Annotated in this window: 31 protein-coding genes; all 31 read left to right on the forward strand. The window is 53.9% G+C overall.

The window, feature by feature from the left end:
- The first annotated feature begins 16 nt into the window (after positions 1–16).
- The 31 genes from rpsL to M3P88_RS11810 all read left to right on the forward strand — a co-directional run bounded on the left by rpsL (position 17) and on the right by M3P88_RS11810 (position 17,838).
- Positions 17–388 carry a 30S ribosomal protein S12 gene (rpsL, locus tag M3P88_RS11660; RefSeq protein ID WP_124735787.1) on the forward strand — a complete coding sequence of 124 codons (372 nt, stop codon included), beginning with the start codon at positions 17–19 and terminating at the stop codon, positions 386–388.
- Positions 389–490: 102 nt separating this feature from the next.
- On the forward strand, positions 491–961 hold the full coding sequence (rpsG, locus tag M3P88_RS11665; RefSeq protein WP_124735786.1) for a 30S ribosomal protein S7: 471 nt from the start codon (positions 491–493) through the stop codon (positions 959–961).
- A gap of 27 nt (positions 962–988) precedes the next feature.
- Positions 989–3,085 carry an elongation factor G gene (gene fusA / locus M3P88_RS11670; protein WP_249616203.1) on the forward strand — a complete coding sequence of 699 codons (2,097 nt, stop codon included), beginning with the start codon at positions 989–991 and terminating at the stop codon, positions 3,083–3,085.
- Positions 3,086–3,154: 69 nt separating this feature from the next.
- The gene (gene tuf, locus M3P88_RS11675) at positions 3,155–4,345 is read left to right on the forward strand and encodes an elongation factor Tu (RefSeq protein ID WP_124735784.1); all 1,191 of its coding nucleotides are present in this window, start codon (positions 3,155–3,157) and stop codon (positions 4,343–4,345) included.
- Between the two features lie 18 nt (positions 4,346–4,363).
- Positions 4,364–4,675: a 30S ribosomal protein S10 gene (gene rpsJ, locus M3P88_RS11680; protein WP_008955635.1), complete on the forward strand. Its 312-nt coding sequence runs from the start codon at positions 4,364–4,366 to the stop codon at positions 4,673–4,675.
- A gap of 143 nt (positions 4,676–4,818) precedes the next feature.
- Entirely contained in the window at positions 4,819–5,463 is a 645-nt protein-coding gene (gene rplC / locus M3P88_RS11685; protein ID WP_249616204.1) for a 50S ribosomal protein L3, read from the forward strand.
- Complete coding sequence (gene rplD / locus M3P88_RS11690) at positions 5,463–6,083, forward strand: 50S ribosomal protein L4 (RefSeq protein ID WP_249616205.1); 621 nt, start codon at positions 5,463–5,465, stop codon at positions 6,081–6,083. The genes rplC and rplD overlap by 1 nt, the downstream gene beginning before the upstream one ends.
- Positions 6,074–6,382 (forward strand): 50S ribosomal protein L23, encoded by a 309-nt coding sequence (rplW, locus tag M3P88_RS11695; protein ID WP_124735782.1) that lies wholly within the window; start codon positions 6,074–6,076, stop codon positions 6,380–6,382. Before rplD ends, rplW begins: the two co-directional genes overlap by 10 nt.
- Positions 6,383–6,393: 11 nt before the next feature.
- Positions 6,394–7,227 (forward strand): 50S ribosomal protein L2, encoded by an 834-nt coding sequence (gene rplB / locus M3P88_RS11700; protein WP_124735781.1) that lies wholly within the window; start codon positions 6,394–6,396, stop codon positions 7,225–7,227.
- A 5-nt stretch (positions 7,228–7,232) separates the two neighbouring features.
- Complete coding sequence (gene rpsS, locus M3P88_RS11705; protein ID WP_124735780.1) at positions 7,233–7,511, forward strand: 30S ribosomal protein S19; 279 nt, start codon at positions 7,233–7,235, stop codon at positions 7,509–7,511.
- A gap of 9 nt (positions 7,512–7,520) precedes the next feature.
- Positions 7,521–7,850: a 50S ribosomal protein L22 gene (gene rplV / locus M3P88_RS11710; protein WP_124735779.1), complete on the forward strand. Its 330-nt coding sequence runs from the start codon at positions 7,521–7,523 to the stop codon at positions 7,848–7,850.
- A 10-nt stretch (positions 7,851–7,860) separates the two neighbouring features.
- Positions 7,861–8,565 (forward strand): 30S ribosomal protein S3, encoded by a 705-nt coding sequence (rpsC, locus tag M3P88_RS11715; RefSeq protein WP_249616206.1) that lies wholly within the window; start codon positions 7,861–7,863, stop codon positions 8,563–8,565.
- Entirely contained in the window at positions 8,549–8,965 is a 417-nt protein-coding gene (rplP, locus tag M3P88_RS11720; RefSeq protein ID WP_124735777.1) for a 50S ribosomal protein L16, read from the forward strand. Before rpsC ends, rplP begins: the two co-directional genes overlap by 17 nt.
- Complete coding sequence (rpmC, locus tag M3P88_RS11725; RefSeq protein WP_124735776.1) at positions 8,965–9,153, forward strand: 50S ribosomal protein L29; 189 nt, start codon at positions 8,965–8,967, stop codon at positions 9,151–9,153. The genes rplP and rpmC overlap by 1 nt, the downstream gene beginning before the upstream one ends.
- Position 9,154: 1 nt before the next feature.
- Entirely contained in the window at positions 9,155–9,418 is a 264-nt protein-coding gene (gene rpsQ, locus M3P88_RS11730) for a 30S ribosomal protein S17 (protein ID WP_249616207.1), read from the forward strand.
- Positions 9,419–9,618: 200 nt separating this feature from the next.
- The gene (gene rplN / locus M3P88_RS11735; protein WP_124735774.1) at positions 9,619–9,987 is read left to right on the forward strand and encodes a 50S ribosomal protein L14; all 369 of its coding nucleotides are present in this window, start codon (positions 9,619–9,621) and stop codon (positions 9,985–9,987) included.
- Between the two features lie 9 nt (positions 9,988–9,996).
- Positions 9,997–10,311 (forward strand): 50S ribosomal protein L24, encoded by a 315-nt coding sequence (rplX, locus tag M3P88_RS11740; protein WP_249616208.1) that lies wholly within the window; start codon positions 9,997–9,999, stop codon positions 10,309–10,311.
- 9 nt (positions 10,312–10,320) lie between these two features.
- The gene (rplE, locus tag M3P88_RS11745) at positions 10,321–10,860 is read left to right on the forward strand and encodes a 50S ribosomal protein L5 (protein ID WP_124735772.1); all 540 of its coding nucleotides are present in this window, start codon (positions 10,321–10,323) and stop codon (positions 10,858–10,860) included.
- 4 nt (positions 10,861–10,864) lie between these two features.
- The gene (gene rpsN / locus M3P88_RS11750; protein WP_124735771.1) at positions 10,865–11,170 is read left to right on the forward strand and encodes a 30S ribosomal protein S14; all 306 of its coding nucleotides are present in this window, start codon (positions 10,865–10,867) and stop codon (positions 11,168–11,170) included.
- 13 nt (positions 11,171–11,183) lie between these two features.
- Entirely contained in the window at positions 11,184–11,579 is a 396-nt protein-coding gene (gene rpsH / locus M3P88_RS11755) for a 30S ribosomal protein S8 (protein WP_124735770.1), read from the forward strand.
- Positions 11,580–11,591: 12 nt separating this feature from the next.
- Entirely contained in the window at positions 11,592–12,125 is a 534-nt protein-coding gene (gene rplF / locus M3P88_RS11760) for a 50S ribosomal protein L6 (RefSeq protein WP_124735769.1), read from the forward strand.
- A gap of 13 nt (positions 12,126–12,138) precedes the next feature.
- Positions 12,139–12,492: a 50S ribosomal protein L18 gene (rplR, locus tag M3P88_RS11765; protein WP_124735768.1), complete on the forward strand. Its 354-nt coding sequence runs from the start codon at positions 12,139–12,141 to the stop codon at positions 12,490–12,492.
- 13 nt (positions 12,493–12,505) lie between these two features.
- Entirely contained in the window at positions 12,506–13,024 is a 519-nt protein-coding gene (gene rpsE / locus M3P88_RS11770; protein WP_124735767.1) for a 30S ribosomal protein S5, read from the forward strand.
- Positions 13,017–13,202, forward strand: a complete 186-nt coding sequence (gene rpmD, locus M3P88_RS11775) for a 50S ribosomal protein L30 (RefSeq protein WP_124735766.1) — start codon at positions 13,017–13,019, stop codon at positions 13,200–13,202. The genes rpsE and rpmD overlap by 8 nt, the downstream gene beginning before the upstream one ends.
- 1 nt (position 13,203) lies before the next feature.
- The gene (gene rplO / locus M3P88_RS11780) at positions 13,204–13,638 is read left to right on the forward strand and encodes a 50S ribosomal protein L15 (protein ID WP_249616209.1); all 435 of its coding nucleotides are present in this window, start codon (positions 13,204–13,206) and stop codon (positions 13,636–13,638) included.
- Between the two features lie 11 nt (positions 13,639–13,649).
- On the forward strand, positions 13,650–14,969 hold the full coding sequence (gene secY, locus M3P88_RS11785) for a preprotein translocase subunit SecY (RefSeq protein WP_124735764.1): 1,320 nt from the start codon (positions 13,650–13,652) through the stop codon (positions 14,967–14,969).
- Positions 14,970–15,240: 271 nt separating this feature from the next.
- Positions 15,241–15,354, forward strand: coding sequence for a 50S ribosomal protein L36 (rpmJ, locus tag M3P88_RS11790; RefSeq protein ID WP_011137711.1), 114 nt, complete (start codon positions 15,241–15,243; stop codon positions 15,352–15,354).
- Between the two features lie 63 nt (positions 15,355–15,417).
- Positions 15,418–15,780 (forward strand): 30S ribosomal protein S13, encoded by a 363-nt coding sequence (gene rpsM, locus M3P88_RS11795; RefSeq protein WP_124735763.1) that lies wholly within the window; start codon positions 15,418–15,420, stop codon positions 15,778–15,780.
- A 17-nt stretch (positions 15,781–15,797) separates the two neighbouring features.
- Positions 15,798–16,193 carry a 30S ribosomal protein S11 gene (gene rpsK, locus M3P88_RS11800; protein ID WP_124735762.1) on the forward strand — a complete coding sequence of 132 codons (396 nt, stop codon included), beginning with the start codon at positions 15,798–15,800 and terminating at the stop codon, positions 16,191–16,193.
- 18 nt (positions 16,194–16,211) lie between these two features.
- Positions 16,212–16,832, forward strand: coding sequence for a 30S ribosomal protein S4 (rpsD, locus tag M3P88_RS11805; protein WP_124735761.1), 621 nt, complete (start codon positions 16,212–16,214; stop codon positions 16,830–16,832).
- 22 nt (positions 16,833–16,854) lie between these two features.
- Positions 16,855–17,838, forward strand: coding sequence for a DNA-directed RNA polymerase subunit alpha (locus tag M3P88_RS11810; protein ID WP_124735760.1), 984 nt, complete (start codon positions 16,855–16,857; stop codon positions 17,836–17,838).
- The last annotated feature ends 24 nt before the right edge of the window (positions 17,839–17,862 follow it).

Here is a 17,862-nt window from a genome sequence, read left to right on the forward strand (position 1 = left end):
AGGGAAATTGATAGTCATGCCAACTATTAACCAACTCGTTCGCAAGGGCCGTCTGGCCGCTGTGGCGAAGAGCAAGGTTCCGGCACTTGAGGCTTGCCCGCAGAAGCGCGGCGTGTGCACTCGTGTCTACACCACCACTCCAAAGAAGCCAAACTCGGCTCTGCGTAAAGTGTGCAAGGTGCGTCTGACCAACGGTTTTGAAGTGATTTCTTACATCGGCGGTGAAGGCCACAACCTGCAGGAACACTCCGTTGTCCTGATCCGTGGCGGTCGTGTAAAAGACTTGCCAGGTGTGCGTTACCACACCGTTCGCGGCTCGCTGGATACCGCAGGCGTGAAAGATCGTAAGCAGTCCCGTTCCAAGTACGGTACTAAGCGTCCGAAGTAATCGCTTCGGCACATTAGGCAGTCCCAGAGACTGTCGAGTAAGTGATCACTCTACTGGGTGGTCATGAGCCCATGCTCAACTGAATAGAATTAAGGAATTACCATGCCAAGACGCAGAGAAGTCCCCAAGCGTGACGTGTTGCCGGATCCAAAGTTCGGTAGCCAGGATCTGTCCAAGTTTATGAACGTTGTGATGATCGACGGCAAAAAAGCTGTTGCCGAACGCATCATCTACGGCGCGCTGGCCCAGATTGAAAAGAAAACCGGCAAGAACGCTGTTGAAGTCTTCAATACCGCAATTTCCAATGCCAAGCCTATGGTGGAAGTGAAGAGCCGCCGTGTCGGTGGTGCTAACTACCAAGTCCCTGTTGAAGTTCGCCCATCCCGCCGTATGGCTTTGGCAATGCGTTGGTTGCGTGATGCTGCGCGTAAGCGTGGTGAAAAGTCCATGGATCTGCGTCTTGCTGGCGAATTGATGGATGCGGCCGAAGGCCGTGGTGGCGCCATGAAGAAACGTGACGAAGTGCATCGTATGGCAGAAGCCAACAAGGCATTCTCGCACTTCCGTTTCTAATCTAACGTTCAAGAGAAGGTTATCGCCGTGGCTAGGAAAACCCCCATTGAGCGCTACCGTAATATCGGTATCTCGGCTCACATCGATGCTGGTAAGACAACTACCACCGAACGTATCCTGTTTTACACGGGTATTAACCACAAAATCGGTGAAGTTCACGATGGCGCCGCCACCATGGACTGGATGGAGCAGGAGCAGGAGCGTGGTATTACCATTACTTCCGCTGCGACCACCACCTACTGGAAGGGCATGAGCCTGCAGTACCCGGAGCATCATTTCAACATTATTGATACCCCGGGACACGTTGACTTCACGATTGAAGTTGAACGCTCCATGCGTGTGCTGGATGGTGCCGTAATGGTTTACTGCGCTGTGGGTGGTGTTCAGCCGCAGTCGGAAACCGTTTGGCGTCAGGCTAACAAGTACAAGGTGCCGCGCGTTGCATTCGTGAACAAGATGGACCGTCAAGGCGCCAACTTCTTCCGTGCAGTTGAGCAGGTAAAAACGCGCTTGCGCGGCAACCCGGTGCCTATCGTTGTGCCTATCGGTGCAGAAGATGGCTTCCAGGGTGTGGTCGATCTGCTGAAGATGAAGGCCATCATCTGGGATGAAGCATCCCAGGGTATGAAGTTTGAATACGGCGATATTCCTGCTGATATTCAGGCTGTTGCCGAAGAGTGGCGCGAGAAGATGGTTGAAGCCGCCGCTGAAGTCAGCGAAGAGATGATGGACAAGTACTTGGGCGGCGAAGAGCTGACCGAGGCAGAAATCATCAACGGCCTGCGTCAGCGTACACTGCGTTGCGAAATCCAGCCTATGCTGTGCGGTTCCGCGTTCAAGAACAAGGGTGTTCAGCGTATGCTGGATGCCGTGATTGAGCTGCTGCCTTCGCCGCTGGACGTGCCTCCTATCGCGGGTGAAGTTGATGGTCAGCCTGCTGTCCGTCATGCTTCCGACGAAGAGAAATTCTCCGCGCTGGCATTCAAACTGATGAATGACCCGTACGTTGGCCAGCTGACCTTCTTCCGCGTGTATTCGGGTGTGGTTAACTCCGGTGACACCATCCTGAACTCGATCAAGGATCGTAAGGAGCGTATGGGCCGTATCGTCCAGATGCACGCTAACGACCGTATCGAGATTACTGAAGTTCGTGCTGGCGATATTGCTGCTGGTATTGGCCTGAAAGACGTGACCACGGGTGAAACCCTGTGTGCCGTTGATGCGCCGATCATTCTTGAGCGTATGGAGTTCCCTGAGCCGGTGATTCACGTTGCCGTTGAGCCTAAGACCAAGGCTGACCAGGAGAAGATGGGTGTTGCCCTGAACCGACTGGCCAAGGAAGACCCATCGTTCCGCGTGCGTACCGATGAAGAATCGGGCCAGACCATTATTTCCGGTATGGGTGAACTGCACCTGGAAATTCTGGTTGACCGTATGCGTCGCGAATTCGGTGTTGAGGCTAGCGTAGGCGCGCCTCAGGTTGCTTACCGTGAAACCATCACCAAGACCGTAACCGACGTTGACGGCAAGCACGTCAAGCAGTCGGGTGGTAAGGGTCAGTATGGTCACGCAGTGATCACGCTGGAGCCGTCCGGTGAAGGCAATGGCTACAAGTTCTTCGACGAGATCAAGGGTGGTACAATTCCGCGCGAATTCATCCCGTCCGTTGACAAGGGTATCCAGAATACGCTGAACAACGGTATTCTCGCCGGCTTCCCGGTGGTTGACGTGACTGTTCGTCTGACCTTCGGTTCCTACCACGACGTTGACTCCTCGCAGATCGCGTTCGAACTGGCTGGCTCCATGGCATTCAAAGAAGCCATGCGCCGCGCTAGTCCGTGCATTCTCGAGCCGATGATGGCTGTGGAAGTGGAAACGCCGGAAGACTACATGGGTGACGTGATGGGTGACTTGAGTCGTCGTCGCGGTATCGTGTTGGGTATGGACGATGATGGTCTGGGTGGTAAGAAGATCAAGGCCGAGGTTCCACTGGCCGAGATGTTCGGTTACTCCACCGACCTGCGTTCCGCTACCCAGGGCCGTGCTACGTACTCCATGGAGTTCAAGCACTACTCCGAAGCGCCTAAGCATGTTGCTGAAGCGGTAATGAGTGCCAAGAAGTAATTCTATGCGCTAAGGCTGGCCCGCCGGGCCAGTCTGGTTTGATGTTCTTTAATGAAGGAATTTTGCAAAATGGCAAAAGAAAAGTTTGCGCGGACCAAGCCGCACGTAAACGTTGGTACCATCGGTCACGTGGACCATGGTAAGACCACCCTGACCGCAGCGATCACCACCATTCTGTCGAAGAAGTTCGGTGGCGAAGCCAAGGGTTATGCCCAGATTGACAGCGCGCCAGAAGAAAAGGCACGTGGTATTACCATTAATACCGCTCACGTTGAGTACGAGACCGAAACCCGTCACTACGCTCACGTTGACTGCCCAGGTCACGCTGACTATGTGAAGAACATGATTACCGGCGCGGCCCAGATGGACGGCGCGATTCTGGTGTGCTCGGCCGCTGACGGTCCAATGCCACAGACCCGCGAACACATCCTGCTGGCTCGTCAGGTTGGCGTTCCTTACATCATCGTATACCTGAACAAGTGCGACATGGTTGATGATGAAGAACTGCTGGAACTGGTTGAAATGGAAGTGCGCGAGCTGCTGTCTTCCTACGACTTCCCAGGCGACGACCTGCCGCTGATCAAGGGCTCTGCCCTGAAGGCGCTGGAAGGCGACCAGTCCGATATCGGTGAGCCATCGATCTACCGTCTGGCCGATGCGCTGGATAGCTACATCCCAACGCCAGAGCGCGCTGTGGACAAGCCGTTCCTGCTGCCAATCGAAGACGTGTTCTCGATCTCCGGTCGCGGTACCGTAGTGACCGGTCGTGTTGAGCGCGGTATCGTTAAAGTCGGCGAAGAAATCGAAATCGTTGGCCTGAAAGACACCGTTAAGACGACTTGCACTGGCGTGGAAATGTTCCGCAAGCTGCTGGATCAGGGTCAGGCTGGCGACAACGTAGGCGTGCTGCTGCGTGGTACCAAGCGTGAAGACGTTGAGCGTGGCCAGGTTCTGGCTAAGCCGGGTTCCATTACCCCGCACACCAAGTTCACCGGTGAGATCTACGTACTGAGCAAGAACGAAGGTGGTCGTCACACGCCATTCTTCGCTAACTACCGCCCACAGTTCTACTTCCGTACCACGGACGTGACTGGCGCTGTTAGCCTGCCAGAAGGCGTGGAAATGGTGATGCCTGGCGATAACGTATCCATCACGGTTGAGCTGATTGCTCCGATCGCTATGGAAGACGGTCTGCGCTTCGCTATCCGCGAAGGTGGCCGTACTGTTGGTGCCGGTGTCGTCGCCAAGATCATCGCCTAATCAGGCGCGGAGAATAGTATGCAAAGCCAAAAAATCCGCATCCGCCTGAAGGCGTTTGACTACAACCTGATCGATCGCTCGGCTCAGGAAATCGTTGAGACTGCAAAGCGCACCGGCGCTGTTGTGAAGGGTCCGGTTCCGCTGCCGACCAAGATCGAGCGTTTCAATATTCTGCGTTCGCCGCACGTGAACAAGACTTCCCGCGACCAGCTGGAAATCCGTACTCACCTGCGCCTGATGGACATCGTGGACCCTACCGACAAGACGGTTGATGCTTTGATGAAGCTCGACCTGCCGGCTGGCGTTGACGTGGAAATCAAACTGCAGTAATCAGATATTCGCGATGCAGTTACGCTAAGTTATTGCATTGTATGAATTTTCTGTGATACATTTGCGGACTCGCAATTTTGCGAGTCCGCTTTTGTTTTTGTATGCTGGTCAATCGTAATCGGCACCTGCAAAAGGAAATAAACATGACTTTAGGTCTAGTCGGACGCAAGGTCGGCATGACCCGCATTTTCGCTGAGGATGGTGCTTCCATCCCTGTGACTGTGCTGGATATGGCTTCCAACCGCGTTTCGCAAATTAAAACCTCCGATGTGGATGGTTACACTGCTGTTCAGGTCGCCTATGGCGAGCGCAAGGCAAGCCGCGTAGTTAAGGCTGCTGCTGGTCACTTCGCCAAGGCTGGCGTTGAGGCTGGTCGTGGGATGCGTGAATTCACGCTGACCGCTGAAGAGCTTTCCGCTTTCAAACCTGGCGATGCTATTACCGTGGAAATTTTCCAGGTAGGTCAACTGGTCGATGTGACCGGTACCTCCAAGGGTAAGGGCTTCTCGGGTGTGATCAAGCGTCACAACTTCTCGTCCAACCGCGCATCGCACGGTAACTCCCGTTCGCACAATACCCCAGGTTCTATCGGTATGGCGCAGGATCCGGGTCGCGTGTTTGCTGGTAAGCGTATGGCCGGCCAGTACGGTAACGTCAAGAGCACGGTTCAGTGCCTCGAGGTTGTTCGTATCGACACCGAGCGTCAGCTGATTCTGGTTAAGGGCGCAGTGCCTGGTGCTACGAATGGCGACGTGATGGTTCGTCCAAGTGTGAAGGCGGGTGCGTGATGGAATTGAAAGTAATCAATACCCAGGGTCAGGCTGTAGAGAACCTGCTGGCGTCTGATGCGCTGTTCGGTCGCGACTACAACGAAGCTCTGGTTCACCAGGTTGTGACTGCATTCCTGGCGAATGCTCGCAGCGGTAACCGTGCGCAGTTGACACGTGCCGAAGTTAGCCACTCGACCAAGAAGCCTTTCAAGCAGAAAGGTACTGGCAATGCTCGTGCCGGTATGACTTCGTCCCCGATTCGTCGTGGCGGTGGTCGTGCTTTCCCGAACAAGCCGGACGAGAACTTCACCCAGAAGGTTAACCGCAAGATGTTCCGTGCCGGTGTGGCGACGATTCTGTCCCAGCTGGTACGTGATGAGCGTCTGATCGTGGTTGACAGTCTGTCGGTTGAAACGCCGAAGACCAAGGAATTCGCAGGTGTTGTGAAGTCCATGGGTCTGGAGCAGGCACTGTTCATCACCAAAGAGCTCGATGAAAATCTTTACCTTTCGTCGCGTAACCTTCCTAACGTTCTGGTGATCGAAGCCCAGCAAGCTGATCCATACAGCCTGCTTCGCTTTAAGAAGATTGTGATCACTCGCGACGCTGTCAAGCAACTTGAGGAGCAGTGGGCATGAATCAAGAACGTCTGATGCAGGTTATCCTCGCTCCGATCGTGTCCGAGAAAAGCACGCTGATCGCTGAGAAGAACCAGCAAGTTGCTTTCCGCGTTGTGACCGATGCCAACAAGACCGAGATCAAGGCTGCTGTCGAGCTGCTGTTCAATGTCAAAGTGGCCGCTGTTGCAACGATTAATGCCAAGGGTAAAACCAAGCGTTTCGGTCGCACATCGGGTCGTCGCAAGGACTGGAAAAAGGCTTATGTTAGCCTGGTGCCAGGTCAGGAATTTGATCTGACCGCAGCGTCCGCGGAGTAAGGAGATAGAGCATGCCTATCGTTAAAGTTAAGCCAACATCTGCCGGTCGCCGCGCAGTTGTCAAGGTTGTACACCCCGACCTGCATAAGGGCGCGCCTCACGCCGCTCTTATCGAAAAGAAAAATTCGACAGGTGGTCGTAACAATAATGGTCACATCACTACCCGTCATATGGGTGGTGGTCACAAGAAGAACTATCGCCTTATCGACTTCCGTCGTAACAAAGATAGTATTCCGGCCAAAGTTGAGCGTGTTGAATACGATCCGAACCGCACTGCGCACATCGCACTGTTGTGCTACGCAGACGGCGAGCGTCGTTATGTGATCGCCCCGCGTGGCGTTAAGGCCGGCGAAGTTCTGCTGTCCGGCGCTGAAGCGCCGATCAAGGCCGGTAATGCGTTGCCAATCCGTAATATCCCGGTTGGTACGACCATTCACTGCATCGAGCTGCAGCCAGGCCGTGGCGCCCAGCTGGCACGCTCCGCTGGTCAGTCCGCTATGCTGCTGGCTCGCGAAGGCATCTACGCGCAGCTGCGTCTGCGTTCGGGTGAAATCCGCAAGGTTCACGTTGACTGCCGCGCCACCATCGGCGAAGTGGGCAACGGCGAGCACAGCCTGCGTAAGATCGGTAAGGCCGGTGCAAACCGCTGGCGTGGTATCCGTCCGACCGTGCGTGGTGTTGCAATGAACCCAGTGGATCACCCACATGGTGGTGGTGAAGGCCGTACTGGTGAAGGCCGTGTGCCGGTTAGCCCATGGGGCCAGCCGACGAAGGGCTTCCGTACACGTCGCAACAAGCGTACCGACAATATGATCGTACGCCGCCGCTATTCCACTAAAGGTTAATTGAAATGGCACGTTCGCTTAAAAAAGGCCCGTTTGTTGATCTCCACTTGCTGGGTAAGGTGGATGCGGCGCGTGCAACCAGTGACAAACGTCCGATCAAGACTTGGTCGCGTCGTTCGACCGTCCTGCCGGACTTCATTGGTCTCACGATTGCTGTTCACAACGGTCGCACTCACGTTCCGGTCTACATCTCCGAGAACATGGTTGGTCACAAACTGGGTGAATTCTCTCTGACTCGTACCTTCAAAGGCCATGCTGCCGATAAGAAGGCTAAGAAGAGGTAAGGTGAAGCGATGAGAGTATCTGCACATTTGAAAAACGCTCGCTTGTCGGCACAGAAGTGCCGCCTGGTGGCCGATCTTATCCGCGGTAAGTCCGTTGATGAAGCCCTGAACATTCTCGCATTCAGCCCTAAAAAAGGTGCGGAACTGCTGAAGAAAGTGCTCAACTCGGCGATTGCCAATGCTGAGCATAACGAAGGCGCTGATATCGACACCCTGGTGGTGGCGACCGTTTTTGTTGACAAGGGTCCGAGCCTGAAGCGCTTTACGGCCCGCGCCAAAGGTCGTGGCAATCGCATCGAAAAGCAGACTTGCCACATTACGTTGACCGTAGGCAATTGAGGGGTTAGCAATGGGTCAGAAGATTCATCCGACGGGATTCCGTCTTGCCGTTACTAAGAACTGGTCTTCGAAATGGTACGCCAGCTCCCAGGATTTTCCTGGCATGCTGTTGAAAGATATCGAAGTCCGTGAGTTCCTGAAAAAGCGTCTTGCTCACGCATCCGTAGGTCGTGTAGTGATCGAGCGTCCGGCTAAGTCCGCACGCATCACGATTCACAGCGCACGTCCGGGTGTGGTGATTGGCAAGAAGGGCGAAGACATCGAGTTGCTCAAGCGTGATCTGCAGAGCAAGCTGGGTGTGCCTGTGCACGTTAATATCGAAGAAATCCGCCGTCCTGAAGTGGATGCGCAAATCATTGCCGATGGCATTGCTTCTCAGCTCGAGAAGCGTGTAATGTTCCGTCGTGCCATGAAGCGCTCCATGCAGAACGCCATGCGCATGGGTGCCTTGGGCATCAAGATCATGAGTGCTGGCCGTCTGAACGGTATCGAAATCGCCCGTACCGAGTGGTACCGTGAAGGCCGTGTGCCTTTGCACACTCTGCGTGCTGATGTCGATTACGCGACTTCTGAAGCCAAGACCACCTACGGTATCATCGGTATCAAGGTTTGGGTCTACAAAGGCGATCTGAAGCCGGGTCAGGTTCAGGCTGCTCCAGTAGCGCCTGAGAAGAAAATCAGAAAGTCGGGGGCACGAAATGCTACAGCCAACTAGACTCAAGTACCGTAAACAGCACAAAGGCCGTAACACCGGTATCGCCACCCGTGGTAACAAGGTGAGCTTCGGTGATTTTGGTCTGAAGGCTGTGGGTCGTGGCCGTCTGACCGCGCGTCAGATCGAGGCAGCTCGTCGCGCCATGACTCGTCACATCAAGCGTGGTGGTCGTATCTGGATTCGTGTATTCCCAGATAAGCCGATCACCTCCAAGCCTGCCGAAGTACGTATGGGTAACGGTAAAGGTAGTCCGGAATTCTACGTGGCAGAAATCCAGCCTGGCAAAATGCTGTATGAGATGGACGGTGTAGCTGAAGAGCTCGCCCGCGAAGCTTTCCGCTTGGCCGCAGCAAAATTGCCGATCGCCACTATGTTTGTGATTAGACAGGTAGGTCAGTAATGAAAGCGTCCGAACTGAGAGCAAAGAACGTGGACGAGCTGAAGGTTGAACTGTTGAGCCTGTTGAAGGCCCAGTTTGCCCTGCGCATGCAAAACGCCACGCAGCAGCTCGCCAAAAACAGTGAACTGAAGAAAGTTCGCCGCGACATCGCTCGTGTGCGCACCATTCTGAAAGAGAAGGCTGCTTAATATGAGCGAAATCAAAATGGTACGTACGCTGACTGGTAAAGTCGTCAGCGACAAGATGGACAAGACCGTAACCGTACTGGTCGAGCGCAAAGTTAAGCACCCGATCTACGGCAAGGTGATCCGTCTTTCCAACAAGTTCCACGCGCACGACGAAGCCAACGAGTATCGTGAGGGTGATCTGGTTATTATCAGTGAGTCCCGTCCGCTCTCGAAGACTAAGACGTGGGTGGTAACTAGCCTGGTCGAGAAAGCTCGTCAGGCGTAAAGCTTGCAGAGGGGGCAGCCCCTCTGTATAATGGCCACTTCCCCATCATGTCTGGTGGGGATCTGCCCTTACGGGGTCCAAAACTGGCCGTTAGATACGCCGCAATTATTGCGGCGTTTCATCTGTGAAGTCGCTCAGCAACGCAGCTGACCGATCAGATGAAAGTGACGGGGTAAGTTGGATAAAAAAGGTAATCATAAATGATCCAAATGCAGACCATGCTTGAGGTCGCGGATAACACTGGTGCACGTCATGTCATGTGCATTAAAGTGTTGGGCGGCTCCAAGCGTCGCTACGCTAGCGTTGGCGATATTATCAAGGTGACCATCAAGGATGCTGCTCCGCGCGGCCGCGTCAAGAAAGGCGACGTATACAACGCTGTTGTTGTACGTACTGCCAAAGGCGTTCGTCGTCCAGATGGCTCGTTGATCAAGTTCGACGGTAATGCTGCGGTATTGCTGAATGCCAAACTTGAGCCTATCGGCACTCGCATCTTCGGGCCTGTTACGCGTGAACTGCGTACCGAGCGTTTCATGAAGATCGTGTCGCTGGCACCGGAAGTGCTGTAAGGAGCTAGCATGCGCAAGATTCGCAAAGGTGATGAAGTCGTAGTAATCACCGGTAAAGATAAAGGTAAGCGTGGCACCGTGTTGCGTTCGCTGGAAGGTAAAGTTGTTGTTGAGGGCGTTAACGTCGTCAAGAAGCACATGAAACCAAATCCGGTACGCGGCATCGCAGGCGGCATCGTTGACAAGACCATGCCGATTGACGTGTCCAATGTGGCCATTTTCAACACCGCCAGCCAGAAGGCTGATCGTGTTGGCTTCAAGACACTTGAAGACGGTCGCAAGGTGCGTGTGTTCAAGTCCTCCGGCGAAGTCGTCGGGGCTTAAGGAGTCAACATGGCACGTCTTTACGATTTTTACAAAGAAACGGTTGTTGCTGATCTGGTAAAACAGTTCGGTTACAAATCGATCATGGAAGTACCGCGCATCGAGAAGATTACCCTGAACATGGGTGTCGGCGAAGCTGTTGCGGACAAAAAAGTCATGGAATTCGCCGTTGGTGATCTGCAGAAGATCGCCGGCCAGAAGCCAGTTGTGACCACCGCTCGTAAGTCGATCGCCGGCTTTAAGATTCGTGATCACTACCCGGTTGGCTGCAAGGTGACACTGCGCCGCGAGCGCATGTACGAATTCCTGGATCGCCTGGTTACGATTTCGCTGCCACGTGTACGCGACTTCCGTGGTGTGTCCGGCAAGTCTTTTGACGGCCGTGGCAACTACAACATGGGTGTTAAAGAGCAGATCATCTTCCCGGAAATCGAGTACGACAAGATCGATGCTCTGCGTGGTATGAACATCACCATCACCACCACGGCGAAGACTGACGAAGAGGCCCGCGCACTGCTGGCTGCTTTCAAGTTCCCGTTCAAGGGTTAAGCACATGGCAACACTTGCACTGATTAACCGTGAAGAGAAGCGTACCAAAACTGTTGCAAAATTTGCAGCAAAGCGCGAAGCACTCATCGGCATCATCAACAACCAAAGTCTGTCTGACGATGAGCGCTTTGCTGCTCGTCTGAAGCTGCAACAGCTGCCGCGTGACGCTAGCCCGGTTCGCCAGCGTCGCCGTTGCGCTATCACTGGTCGTCCACGTGGCGTTTTCCGCAAGTTCGGTCTTGGCCGTAGCAAATTGCGTGAGATCGCCATGAAGGGTGAGATTCCTGGCGTTACAAAGGCCAGCTGGTAATAGGAGAAAACGAATGAGCATGCATGATCCTATTTCCGATATGTTGACCCGCGTTCGTAACGCTCAGCGTGCTTCGAAGGTTTCGGTTTCTATGCCGTCTTCCAAGCTCAAGGTCGCTATCGCTCAGGTTCTGAAAGAAGAAGGTTATATCGAAGACTTCGCCGTTGCCGGTGAAGAAAAGAAGCCTTCTCTTGATATCCAGTTGAAGTACTACGCTGGTCGTCCGGTCATCGAACGTATCGACCGTGTATCGCGCCCTGGTTTGCGCGTATACAAAGGTTCGAACGAAGTCCAGAAGGTCCTGAACGGCCTGGGCGTGACCATCCTTTCGACCTCCAAAGGTGTGATGACCGATCGCAAGGCACGTGTTGCCGGCGTCGGTGGTGAACTCCTTTGCATCGTGGCGTAAGGGGAGGGTTTAATGTCTCGCGTAGCTAAAAATCCCGTTGCGATTCCAGCCGGCGTTGAAGTTAAATTCACCGCAGAAGAAATCGTTGTTAAAGGCCCAATCGGTAGCCTGAGCACTGCTTTGTGCGCAGACGTTGCCGTTAAGCTGGACAACAATGAGCTGACTTTCGCAGCCCAAAATGACAGCAAGTTTGCACGTTCCATGTCCGGTACGTTGCGTGCTCTGCTGAATAACATGGTTATTGGTGTTACCAAAGGCTTCGAGCGCAGGCTCCAGCTGGTTGGCGTGGGCTATCGTGCCCAGGCTCAAGGTGATGCTGTAAACCTTTCTCTCGGTTTCTCCCATCCGGTTGTCCACAAGATGCCGGCAGGTGTTTCGGTAGAGACTCCGTCTCAGACCGAGATCCTGATCAAGGGCGCAGATAAGCAACAAGTCGGCCAGGTAGCAGCGGAAATCCGCGCATATCGTTCGCCAGAGCCTTATAAGGGCAAGGGTGTTCGCTATGTTGGCGAGGTTGTGACGCTGAAAGAAACCAAGAAGAAGTAATTGAGGCACTGACATGGATAAGAAACAAACTCGACTCCGCCGCGCACGCAAAACTCGTGCACGCATTGCGGAGCTCAAGGTGGTGCGTCTGTCTGTACACCGCACCAACTGCCACATTTACGCTCAAATCATTGATGCGACCGGTAGTGTTGTGCTTGCCAGTGCTTCCAGCCTGGAAGCCGAAGTGCGCGCAACCATTACCAATGGTGGCAACGTAGATGCAGCTGTTGCAGTCGGCAAGCGTATTGCCGAAAAAGCTAAGGCTGCAGGCGTTCTGCAGGTTGCCTTCGACCGTTCGGGCTTCAACTACCACGGCCGTATCAAGGCCCTGGCTGATGCAGCTCGCGAACACGGCCTGCAATTCTAATTCGGAGTGAAGAATGGCTAAGCACGAGATTGAAGATCGTGGCGACGGTCTGATCGAAAAGATGATCGGCGTCAACCGCGTCACCAAAGTGGTGAAGGGCGGTCGCATCATGGCTTTCTCCGCTCTCACCGTTGTAGGTGATAGCGACGGCGGCATCGGCATGGGTAAGGGCAAGTCCAAGGAAGTGCCTGTTGCCGTGCAAAAAGCGATGGAGCAAGCCCGTCGCACCCTGGTGAAAATTCCGCTCAAGAACGGCACGCTGCATCACGCTGTTTTTGGCAAGCACGGTGCTACCACCGTCTTCATGCAGCCGGCCAAAGAAGGTACCGGTGTGAAGGCTGGCGGCCCGATGCGCGCGATTTTCGACGCCATGGGTGTGCGTAACGTTTCTGCCAAGGTTCATGGTTCGACCAACCCGTACAACGTAGTTCGCGCTACCATTGACGGTCTGTTGAAGATCCAGACGCCTGCTCAGATCGCTGCCAAGCGTGGTCTGACCGTAGAAGAAATTCTGGGGGCGCATCATGACTAATGCTAAGACTGTCAAAGTGACCCTGGTTAAGAGCCTGATCGGTCGCCTTGAGTCGCACAAAGCTTGTGCGCGTGGCCTGGGTCTGAAAAAGATCCGCCAGACTGTTGAAGTGCTGGATACCCCTGAGAATCGTGGCATGATCACGAAGATCAACTATCTGCTGAAATGCGAGGGCTAACATGGAACTGAATACCGTTAAGCCTGGCGTTGGCTCCAAGCACGCCAAGCGCCGTGTAGGTCGTGGCATGGGTAGTGGTCTGGGTAAGACTGCTGGTCGTGGTCACAAGGGTCAGAAGAGCCGTGCCGGTGGTTTCCACAAGGTCGGTTTTGAAGGCGGTCAGATGCCACTGCAGCGTCGTCTGCCTAAGCGTGGCTTCAAGTCGCTGTCCGCTGGCAAGACTTCTGAAGTACGTCTGTCCGATCTGGCTTCGCTGCCAGTTGACGAGATCGATCTGTTGGCTTTGAAGCAGGCTGGTCTGGCAACTACGCAGGCTTTGGCTGCTAAGGTCATCCTGTCCGGCACCATCGATCGCGCTGTTAAGCTGCGTGGTGTGGCTGTGACTGCTGGTGCCCGTGCTGCTATCAAAGCTGCGGGTGGCGTTATCGTTGAATAAGGCGTAAGTACGTGGCGAATACTTCTCTAGTGGCAAACACCAATAAATTTGGTGATCTCAAGCGTCGCATCTGGTTTTTGATCGGCGCCCTGATCGTATACCGTATTGGTGCGCATATTCCGGTACCCGGGATCAACCCTGCCGAGCTAGCGAAGTTGTTCCAGTCGTCGCAAACGGGTCTGCTGGACATGTTCAACATGTTTTCCGGCGGAGCCTTGTCGAGATTTACGGTTTTTGCCATCGGCATCATGCCGTACATCTCGGCCTCTATTATTCTGCAGCTGGGCTCCGAGGTTGTACCTCAGCTCAAGCAGCTGAAGAAGGAGGGCGATGCGGGGCGTCGTAAGATAACCCAGTACACGCGTTATGCGACCGTTTTGCTTGCGACTTTCCAAAGTTTCGGCATTGCGGTGATGCTCCACAAGCAGCCTAATCTGGTGGTTGTCGGTCAGTGGGAGTTTTATCTCTCGACCGTAGTAACCCTGGTGACGGGTACAATGTTCCTGATGTGGTTGGGCGAACAGATTACAGAGCGAGGTATCGGTAACGGTATTTCCCTGATTATCTGTGCCGGTATCGCATCGGGTGTGCCTGCTGCCATCGGCAAGACTTTGACGCTTACCGGTCAGGGTTCTTTGCCCGTGTTGTTTGCGATTCTCCTGTTTGTCGGAGTGATTGCCGTAACCTATCTGGTTGTGTTCGTAGAACGCGGTCAGCGCAAGGTTCTGGTCAATTACGCCAAGCGTCAGGTAGGCAATCGTGTGCAGCAGGGACAAAGTACGCACCTGCCGTTGAAGCTCAATATGGCCGGGGTGATTCCGCCGATTTTTGCATCCAGCATCATTCTGTTTCCTGCGACTGCTCTCGGGTGGTTCGGTAGCGGAGAGGGTGTCGGTTGGTTGAAGTCGATTGCAGATAAACTGCATCCAGGTCAGCCGCTGTATGTCCTGCTGTATGCTGCAGCGATTATTTTCTTCTGTTACTTCTATACCGCCTTGGTATTCAATCCTAAGGAAACGGCAGATAACCTGAAGAAAAGTGGGGCTTTTATTCCCGGTATCCGTCCAGGCGAGCAGACTTCCCGTTATATCGAGAAGATCATTCTGCGGCTGACATTGATTGGTGCCGTTTACATTACTCTGGTATGTCTGTTGCCGGAGTTCCTGATCCTGAAGTGGAATGTTCCATTCTACTTTGGCGGGACTTCGCTGCTGATTATCGTGGTGGTGACAATGGATCTGATGGCGCAGGTTCAGTCCTATGTGCTGTCTCACCAGTATGAAAGCTTGCTGAAGAAGGCAAACTTCAAGGGTAATGGCCTTACCCGTTGATATACCGAGTTCGCTGGGTTATTTGGCTAGGAAGATACGATCCAGATGCAGGGCGGGGTTGTTATGACTCCGCCCGCTACGGACTTCATGGTCAAACTGAATCTGGGTATGTAGTCACCGGATAATGCTTGTTTTTGGTCGTGGCCTTCGGGTCTAGGCTACAGACGGGCAAGGAAAAGTCGGCGATATATGCTGATTTTCCGTTTTTCGGGTGGTCATCGTGCTCCAGGCGAAGTAACGCTAGCTCTTTCGTGTTCGATAAGGAACTGATATGCGAGTACAACCTTCGGTAAAGAAAATTTGCCGTAATTGCAAGATCATTCGCCGCAACCGTGTGGTTCGCGTGATTTGCACTGATCCCCGTCACAAACAGAAACAAGGCTAACATTTGTTAGCCGGAAGCTTGCGTGGTACAATCGCAAGCTTTTCTAGGTCTTAAGGATAGACTATGGCCCGTATTGCAGGGGTAAACATCCCCAATCATGCGCACGCCGTTATCGGCCTGCAAGCAATCTACGGCATCGGCCAGACCCGCGCTAAGCAGATCTGTGCAACCGTTGGCGTAAATCCTGCCTCTAAGGTCAAAGATCTGACCGATGTGGAGATGGAATCGCTGCGTGAGGCTGTTGCCAAGTTCACCGTAGAAGGTGATCTGCGTCGCGAAGTTACCATGAGCATCAAGCGATTGATGGACATGGGCTCCTATCGTGGCCTTCGCCATCGCCGTGGCCTGCCGTGCCGCGGTCAGCGTACCCGCACTAATGCTCGTACCCGCAAGGGACCGCGCAAAGCGATCGCTGGCAAGAAGTAATTTAAAGGATCTCTGAAATGGCTAAAGCAAACACAGCAGGTCGTGTACGCAAAAAAGTGCGCAAAAGCGTAAGCGAGGGCATCGTCCACGTTCATGCTTCCTTTAATAACACCATCATCACCATCACTGACCGTCAAGGGAATGCTTTGTCTTGGGCTACCTCCGGCGGTGCTGGTTTTAAAGGTTCGCGCAAAAGTACACCGTTTGCAGCTCAGGTAGCTGCAGAACATGCTGGTAAAGTTGCCCAAGAATATGGTGTAAAGAATCTGGAAGTTCGCATCAAGGGCCCAGGCCCAGGTCGCGAATCTGCAGTTCGTGCTCTCAACTCGCTTGGCTTCAAAATTACCAGCATCTCCGACGTGACGCCGGTGCCGCACAACGGCTGCCGTCCGCCCAAAAAACGTCGTATCTAATTCGGAGAGTGTGAGAACATGGCACGTTATATCGGCCCAAAATGTAAACTCGCGCGTCGCGAAGGCACGGATCTGTTCCTGAAAAGCGCGCGTCGTGCACTTGATTCCAAGTGCAAGCTCGACACCCCACCTGGCCAGCACGGTGCTCGTAAGACCCGTCTGTCCGAGTATGGTGTTCAGCTGCGTGAGAAGCAAAAAATTCGTCGTATCTACGGCGTCCTGGAACGTCAGTTCCGCAACTACTTCGCTGAAGCCGTACGCCGCAAGGGTTCGACTGGCGAAAACCTGTTGCAGATCCTCGAGTCCCGTCTGGACAACGTAGTGTATCGCGTAGGTATCGGTTCGACTCGTGCAGAAGCACGTCAGCTCGTCAGCCACAAGGCTGTGACTGTTAATGGTCAAACCGTGAATATCCCGTCCTACCAGGTTAAGGCCGGTGACGTGATTTCCGTTCGCGAAAAGAGCAAGAAGCAGGTTCGTATCCAGGAAGCCCTGGCGCTCGCAGAGCAGATCGGTTTCCCGTCTTGGGTCGCAGTTGACACCAAGAAGATGGAAGGTGTCTTCAAGACTGTTCCGGAGCGTTCCGAACTGTCTAGCGATATCAATGAACAGCTTGTTGTGGAATTCTACTCCAAGTAATCGCTAGCTCTAGGGAATGTCTATGCAAAACAACGCTTCGGAATTTCTTAAACCCCGTCTGATCGATGTTCAGCCGGTAAGTGCTACCCATGCCCGCGTTTCTATGGAACCGTTCGAGCGTGGCTATGCACATACCTTGGGTAACGCTCTGCGTCGCATCCTGCTGTCGTCGATGCCGGGCTTTGCTCCGACCGAAGTGACCATCGCTGGCGTTTTGCATGAGTATTCCGCACTTGATGGCGTTCGGGAGGATGTTGTAGATATCCTCCTGAACCTCAAGGGCGTGGTGCTTAAGCTGCATGGTCGTGACAGTGTCGTTCTGACCCTCAAGAAAGAGGGGCAGGGTCCTGTTCTGGCTAGCGATATCGATTTGCCGCACGATGTGGAAGTGATTAATCCTGACCACGTTATCTGCCATCTTTCGGCAGGCGGTAAGATCGAAATGGAGATCAAGGTTGAAAAGGGCCGTGGCTACCAGCCGGTTTCCACGCGCGTCAACAATGATGAAAACCGTTCGATTGGTACCATTCAACTCGATTCGTCGTTTTCGCCGCTCAACCGTGTCAGCTTTGCTGTTGAAAGCGCACGTGTAGAACAGCGTACCGACCTTGACCGTCTGGTCATGGATATCGAGACCAATGGTGTCATCGAGCCGGAAGAGGCTGTCCGCGAGGCTGCCCGCATCCTGATTGACCAGTTGTCCATTTTCGCCGATCTCCAGGGCACGACGGTAGAAGTCATCGAAGAAAAGCAGCCTCCGATCGATCCGATCTTGCTGCGCCCCGTCGACGATCTCGAACTGACGGTACGTTCGGCCAACTGCCTTAAGGCTGAGAACATCTATTACATCGGTGATCTGATTCAGCGCACCGAAACCGAGCTTCTGAAAACTCCGAACCTCGGCCGTAAGTCTCTGAACGAGATTAAGGAAGTTCTTGCCTCTAAAGGTCTGACTCTGGGCATGAAGCTCGAGAACTGGCCACCGGCAGGGCTCGAAAAACCGTAAGGTTTGGGATAAAAGGACAATAGA

The organism is Craterilacuibacter sp. RT1T, assembly GCF_023502145.1.
Lineage (GTDB): Bacteria > Pseudomonadota > Gammaproteobacteria > Burkholderiales > Chromobacteriaceae > Craterilacuibacter.

Bases quoted from the DNA above. Each gene is read 5' to 3' on its own strand.
- rpsL (WP_124735787.1), top strand. From the start codon at position 17: ATGCCAACTATTAACCAACTCGTTCGCAAGGGCCGTCTGGCCGCTGTG.
- rpsG (WP_124735786.1), top strand. From the start codon at position 491: ATGCCAAGACGCAGAGAAGTCCCCAAGCGTGACGTGTTGCCGGATCCA.
- tuf (WP_124735784.1), top strand. From the start codon at position 3,155: ATGGCAAAAGAAAAGTTTGCGCGGACCAAGCCGCACGTAAACGTTGGT.
- rpsJ (WP_008955635.1), top strand. From the start codon at position 4,364: ATGCAAAGCCAAAAAATCCGCATCCGCCTGAAGGCGTTTGACTACAAC.
- rplC (WP_249616204.1), top strand. From the start codon at position 4,819: ATGACTTTAGGTCTAGTCGGACGCAAGGTCGGCATGACCCGCATTTTC.
- rplD (WP_249616205.1), top strand. From the start codon at position 5,463: ATGGAATTGAAAGTAATCAATACCCAGGGTCAGGCTGTAGAGAACCTG.
- rplB (WP_124735781.1), top strand. From the start codon at position 6,394: ATGCCTATCGTTAAAGTTAAGCCAACATCTGCCGGTCGCCGCGCAGTT.
- rpsS (WP_124735780.1), top strand. From the start codon at position 7,233: ATGGCACGTTCGCTTAAAAAAGGCCCGTTTGTTGATCTCCACTTGCTG.
- rplV (WP_124735779.1), top strand. From the start codon at position 7,521: ATGAGAGTATCTGCACATTTGAAAAACGCTCGCTTGTCGGCACAGAAG.
- rpsC (WP_249616206.1), top strand. From the start codon at position 7,861: ATGGGTCAGAAGATTCATCCGACGGGATTCCGTCTTGCCGTTACTAAG.
- rplP (WP_124735777.1), top strand. From the start codon at position 8,549: ATGCTACAGCCAACTAGACTCAAGTACCGTAAACAGCACAAAGGCCGT.
- rpmC (WP_124735776.1), top strand. From the start codon at position 8,965: ATGAAAGCGTCCGAACTGAGAGCAAAGAACGTGGACGAGCTGAAGGTT.
- rpsQ (WP_249616207.1), top strand. From the start codon at position 9,155: ATGAGCGAAATCAAAATGGTACGTACGCTGACTGGTAAAGTCGTCAGC.
- rplN (WP_124735774.1), top strand. From the start codon at position 9,619: ATGATCCAAATGCAGACCATGCTTGAGGTCGCGGATAACACTGGTGCA.
- rplX (WP_249616208.1), top strand. From the start codon at position 9,997: ATGCGCAAGATTCGCAAAGGTGATGAAGTCGTAGTAATCACCGGTAAA.
- rplE (WP_124735772.1), top strand. From the start codon at position 10,321: ATGGCACGTCTTTACGATTTTTACAAAGAAACGGTTGTTGCTGATCTG.
- rpsN (WP_124735771.1), top strand. From the start codon at position 10,865: ATGGCAACACTTGCACTGATTAACCGTGAAGAGAAGCGTACCAAAACT.
- rpsH (WP_124735770.1), top strand. From the start codon at position 11,184: ATGAGCATGCATGATCCTATTTCCGATATGTTGACCCGCGTTCGTAAC.
- rplF (WP_124735769.1), top strand. From the start codon at position 11,592: ATGTCTCGCGTAGCTAAAAATCCCGTTGCGATTCCAGCCGGCGTTGAA.
- rplR (WP_124735768.1), top strand. From the start codon at position 12,139: ATGGATAAGAAACAAACTCGACTCCGCCGCGCACGCAAAACTCGTGCA.
- rpsE (WP_124735767.1), top strand. From the start codon at position 12,506: ATGGCTAAGCACGAGATTGAAGATCGTGGCGACGGTCTGATCGAAAAG.
- rpmD (WP_124735766.1), top strand. From the start codon at position 13,017: ATGACTAATGCTAAGACTGTCAAAGTGACCCTGGTTAAGAGCCTGATC.
- rplO (WP_249616209.1), top strand. From the start codon at position 13,204: ATGGAACTGAATACCGTTAAGCCTGGCGTTGGCTCCAAGCACGCCAAG.
- rpmJ (WP_011137711.1), top strand. From the start codon at position 15,241: ATGCGAGTACAACCTTCGGTAAAGAAAATTTGCCGTAATTGCAAGATC.
- rpsM (WP_124735763.1), top strand. From the start codon at position 15,418: ATGGCCCGTATTGCAGGGGTAAACATCCCCAATCATGCGCACGCCGTT.
- rpsK (WP_124735762.1), top strand. From the start codon at position 15,798: ATGGCTAAAGCAAACACAGCAGGTCGTGTACGCAAAAAAGTGCGCAAA.
- rpsD (WP_124735761.1), top strand. From the start codon at position 16,212: ATGGCACGTTATATCGGCCCAAAATGTAAACTCGCGCGTCGCGAAGGC.
- M3P88_RS11810 (WP_124735760.1), top strand. From the start codon at position 16,855: ATGCAAAACAACGCTTCGGAATTTCTTAAACCCCGTCTGATCGATGTT.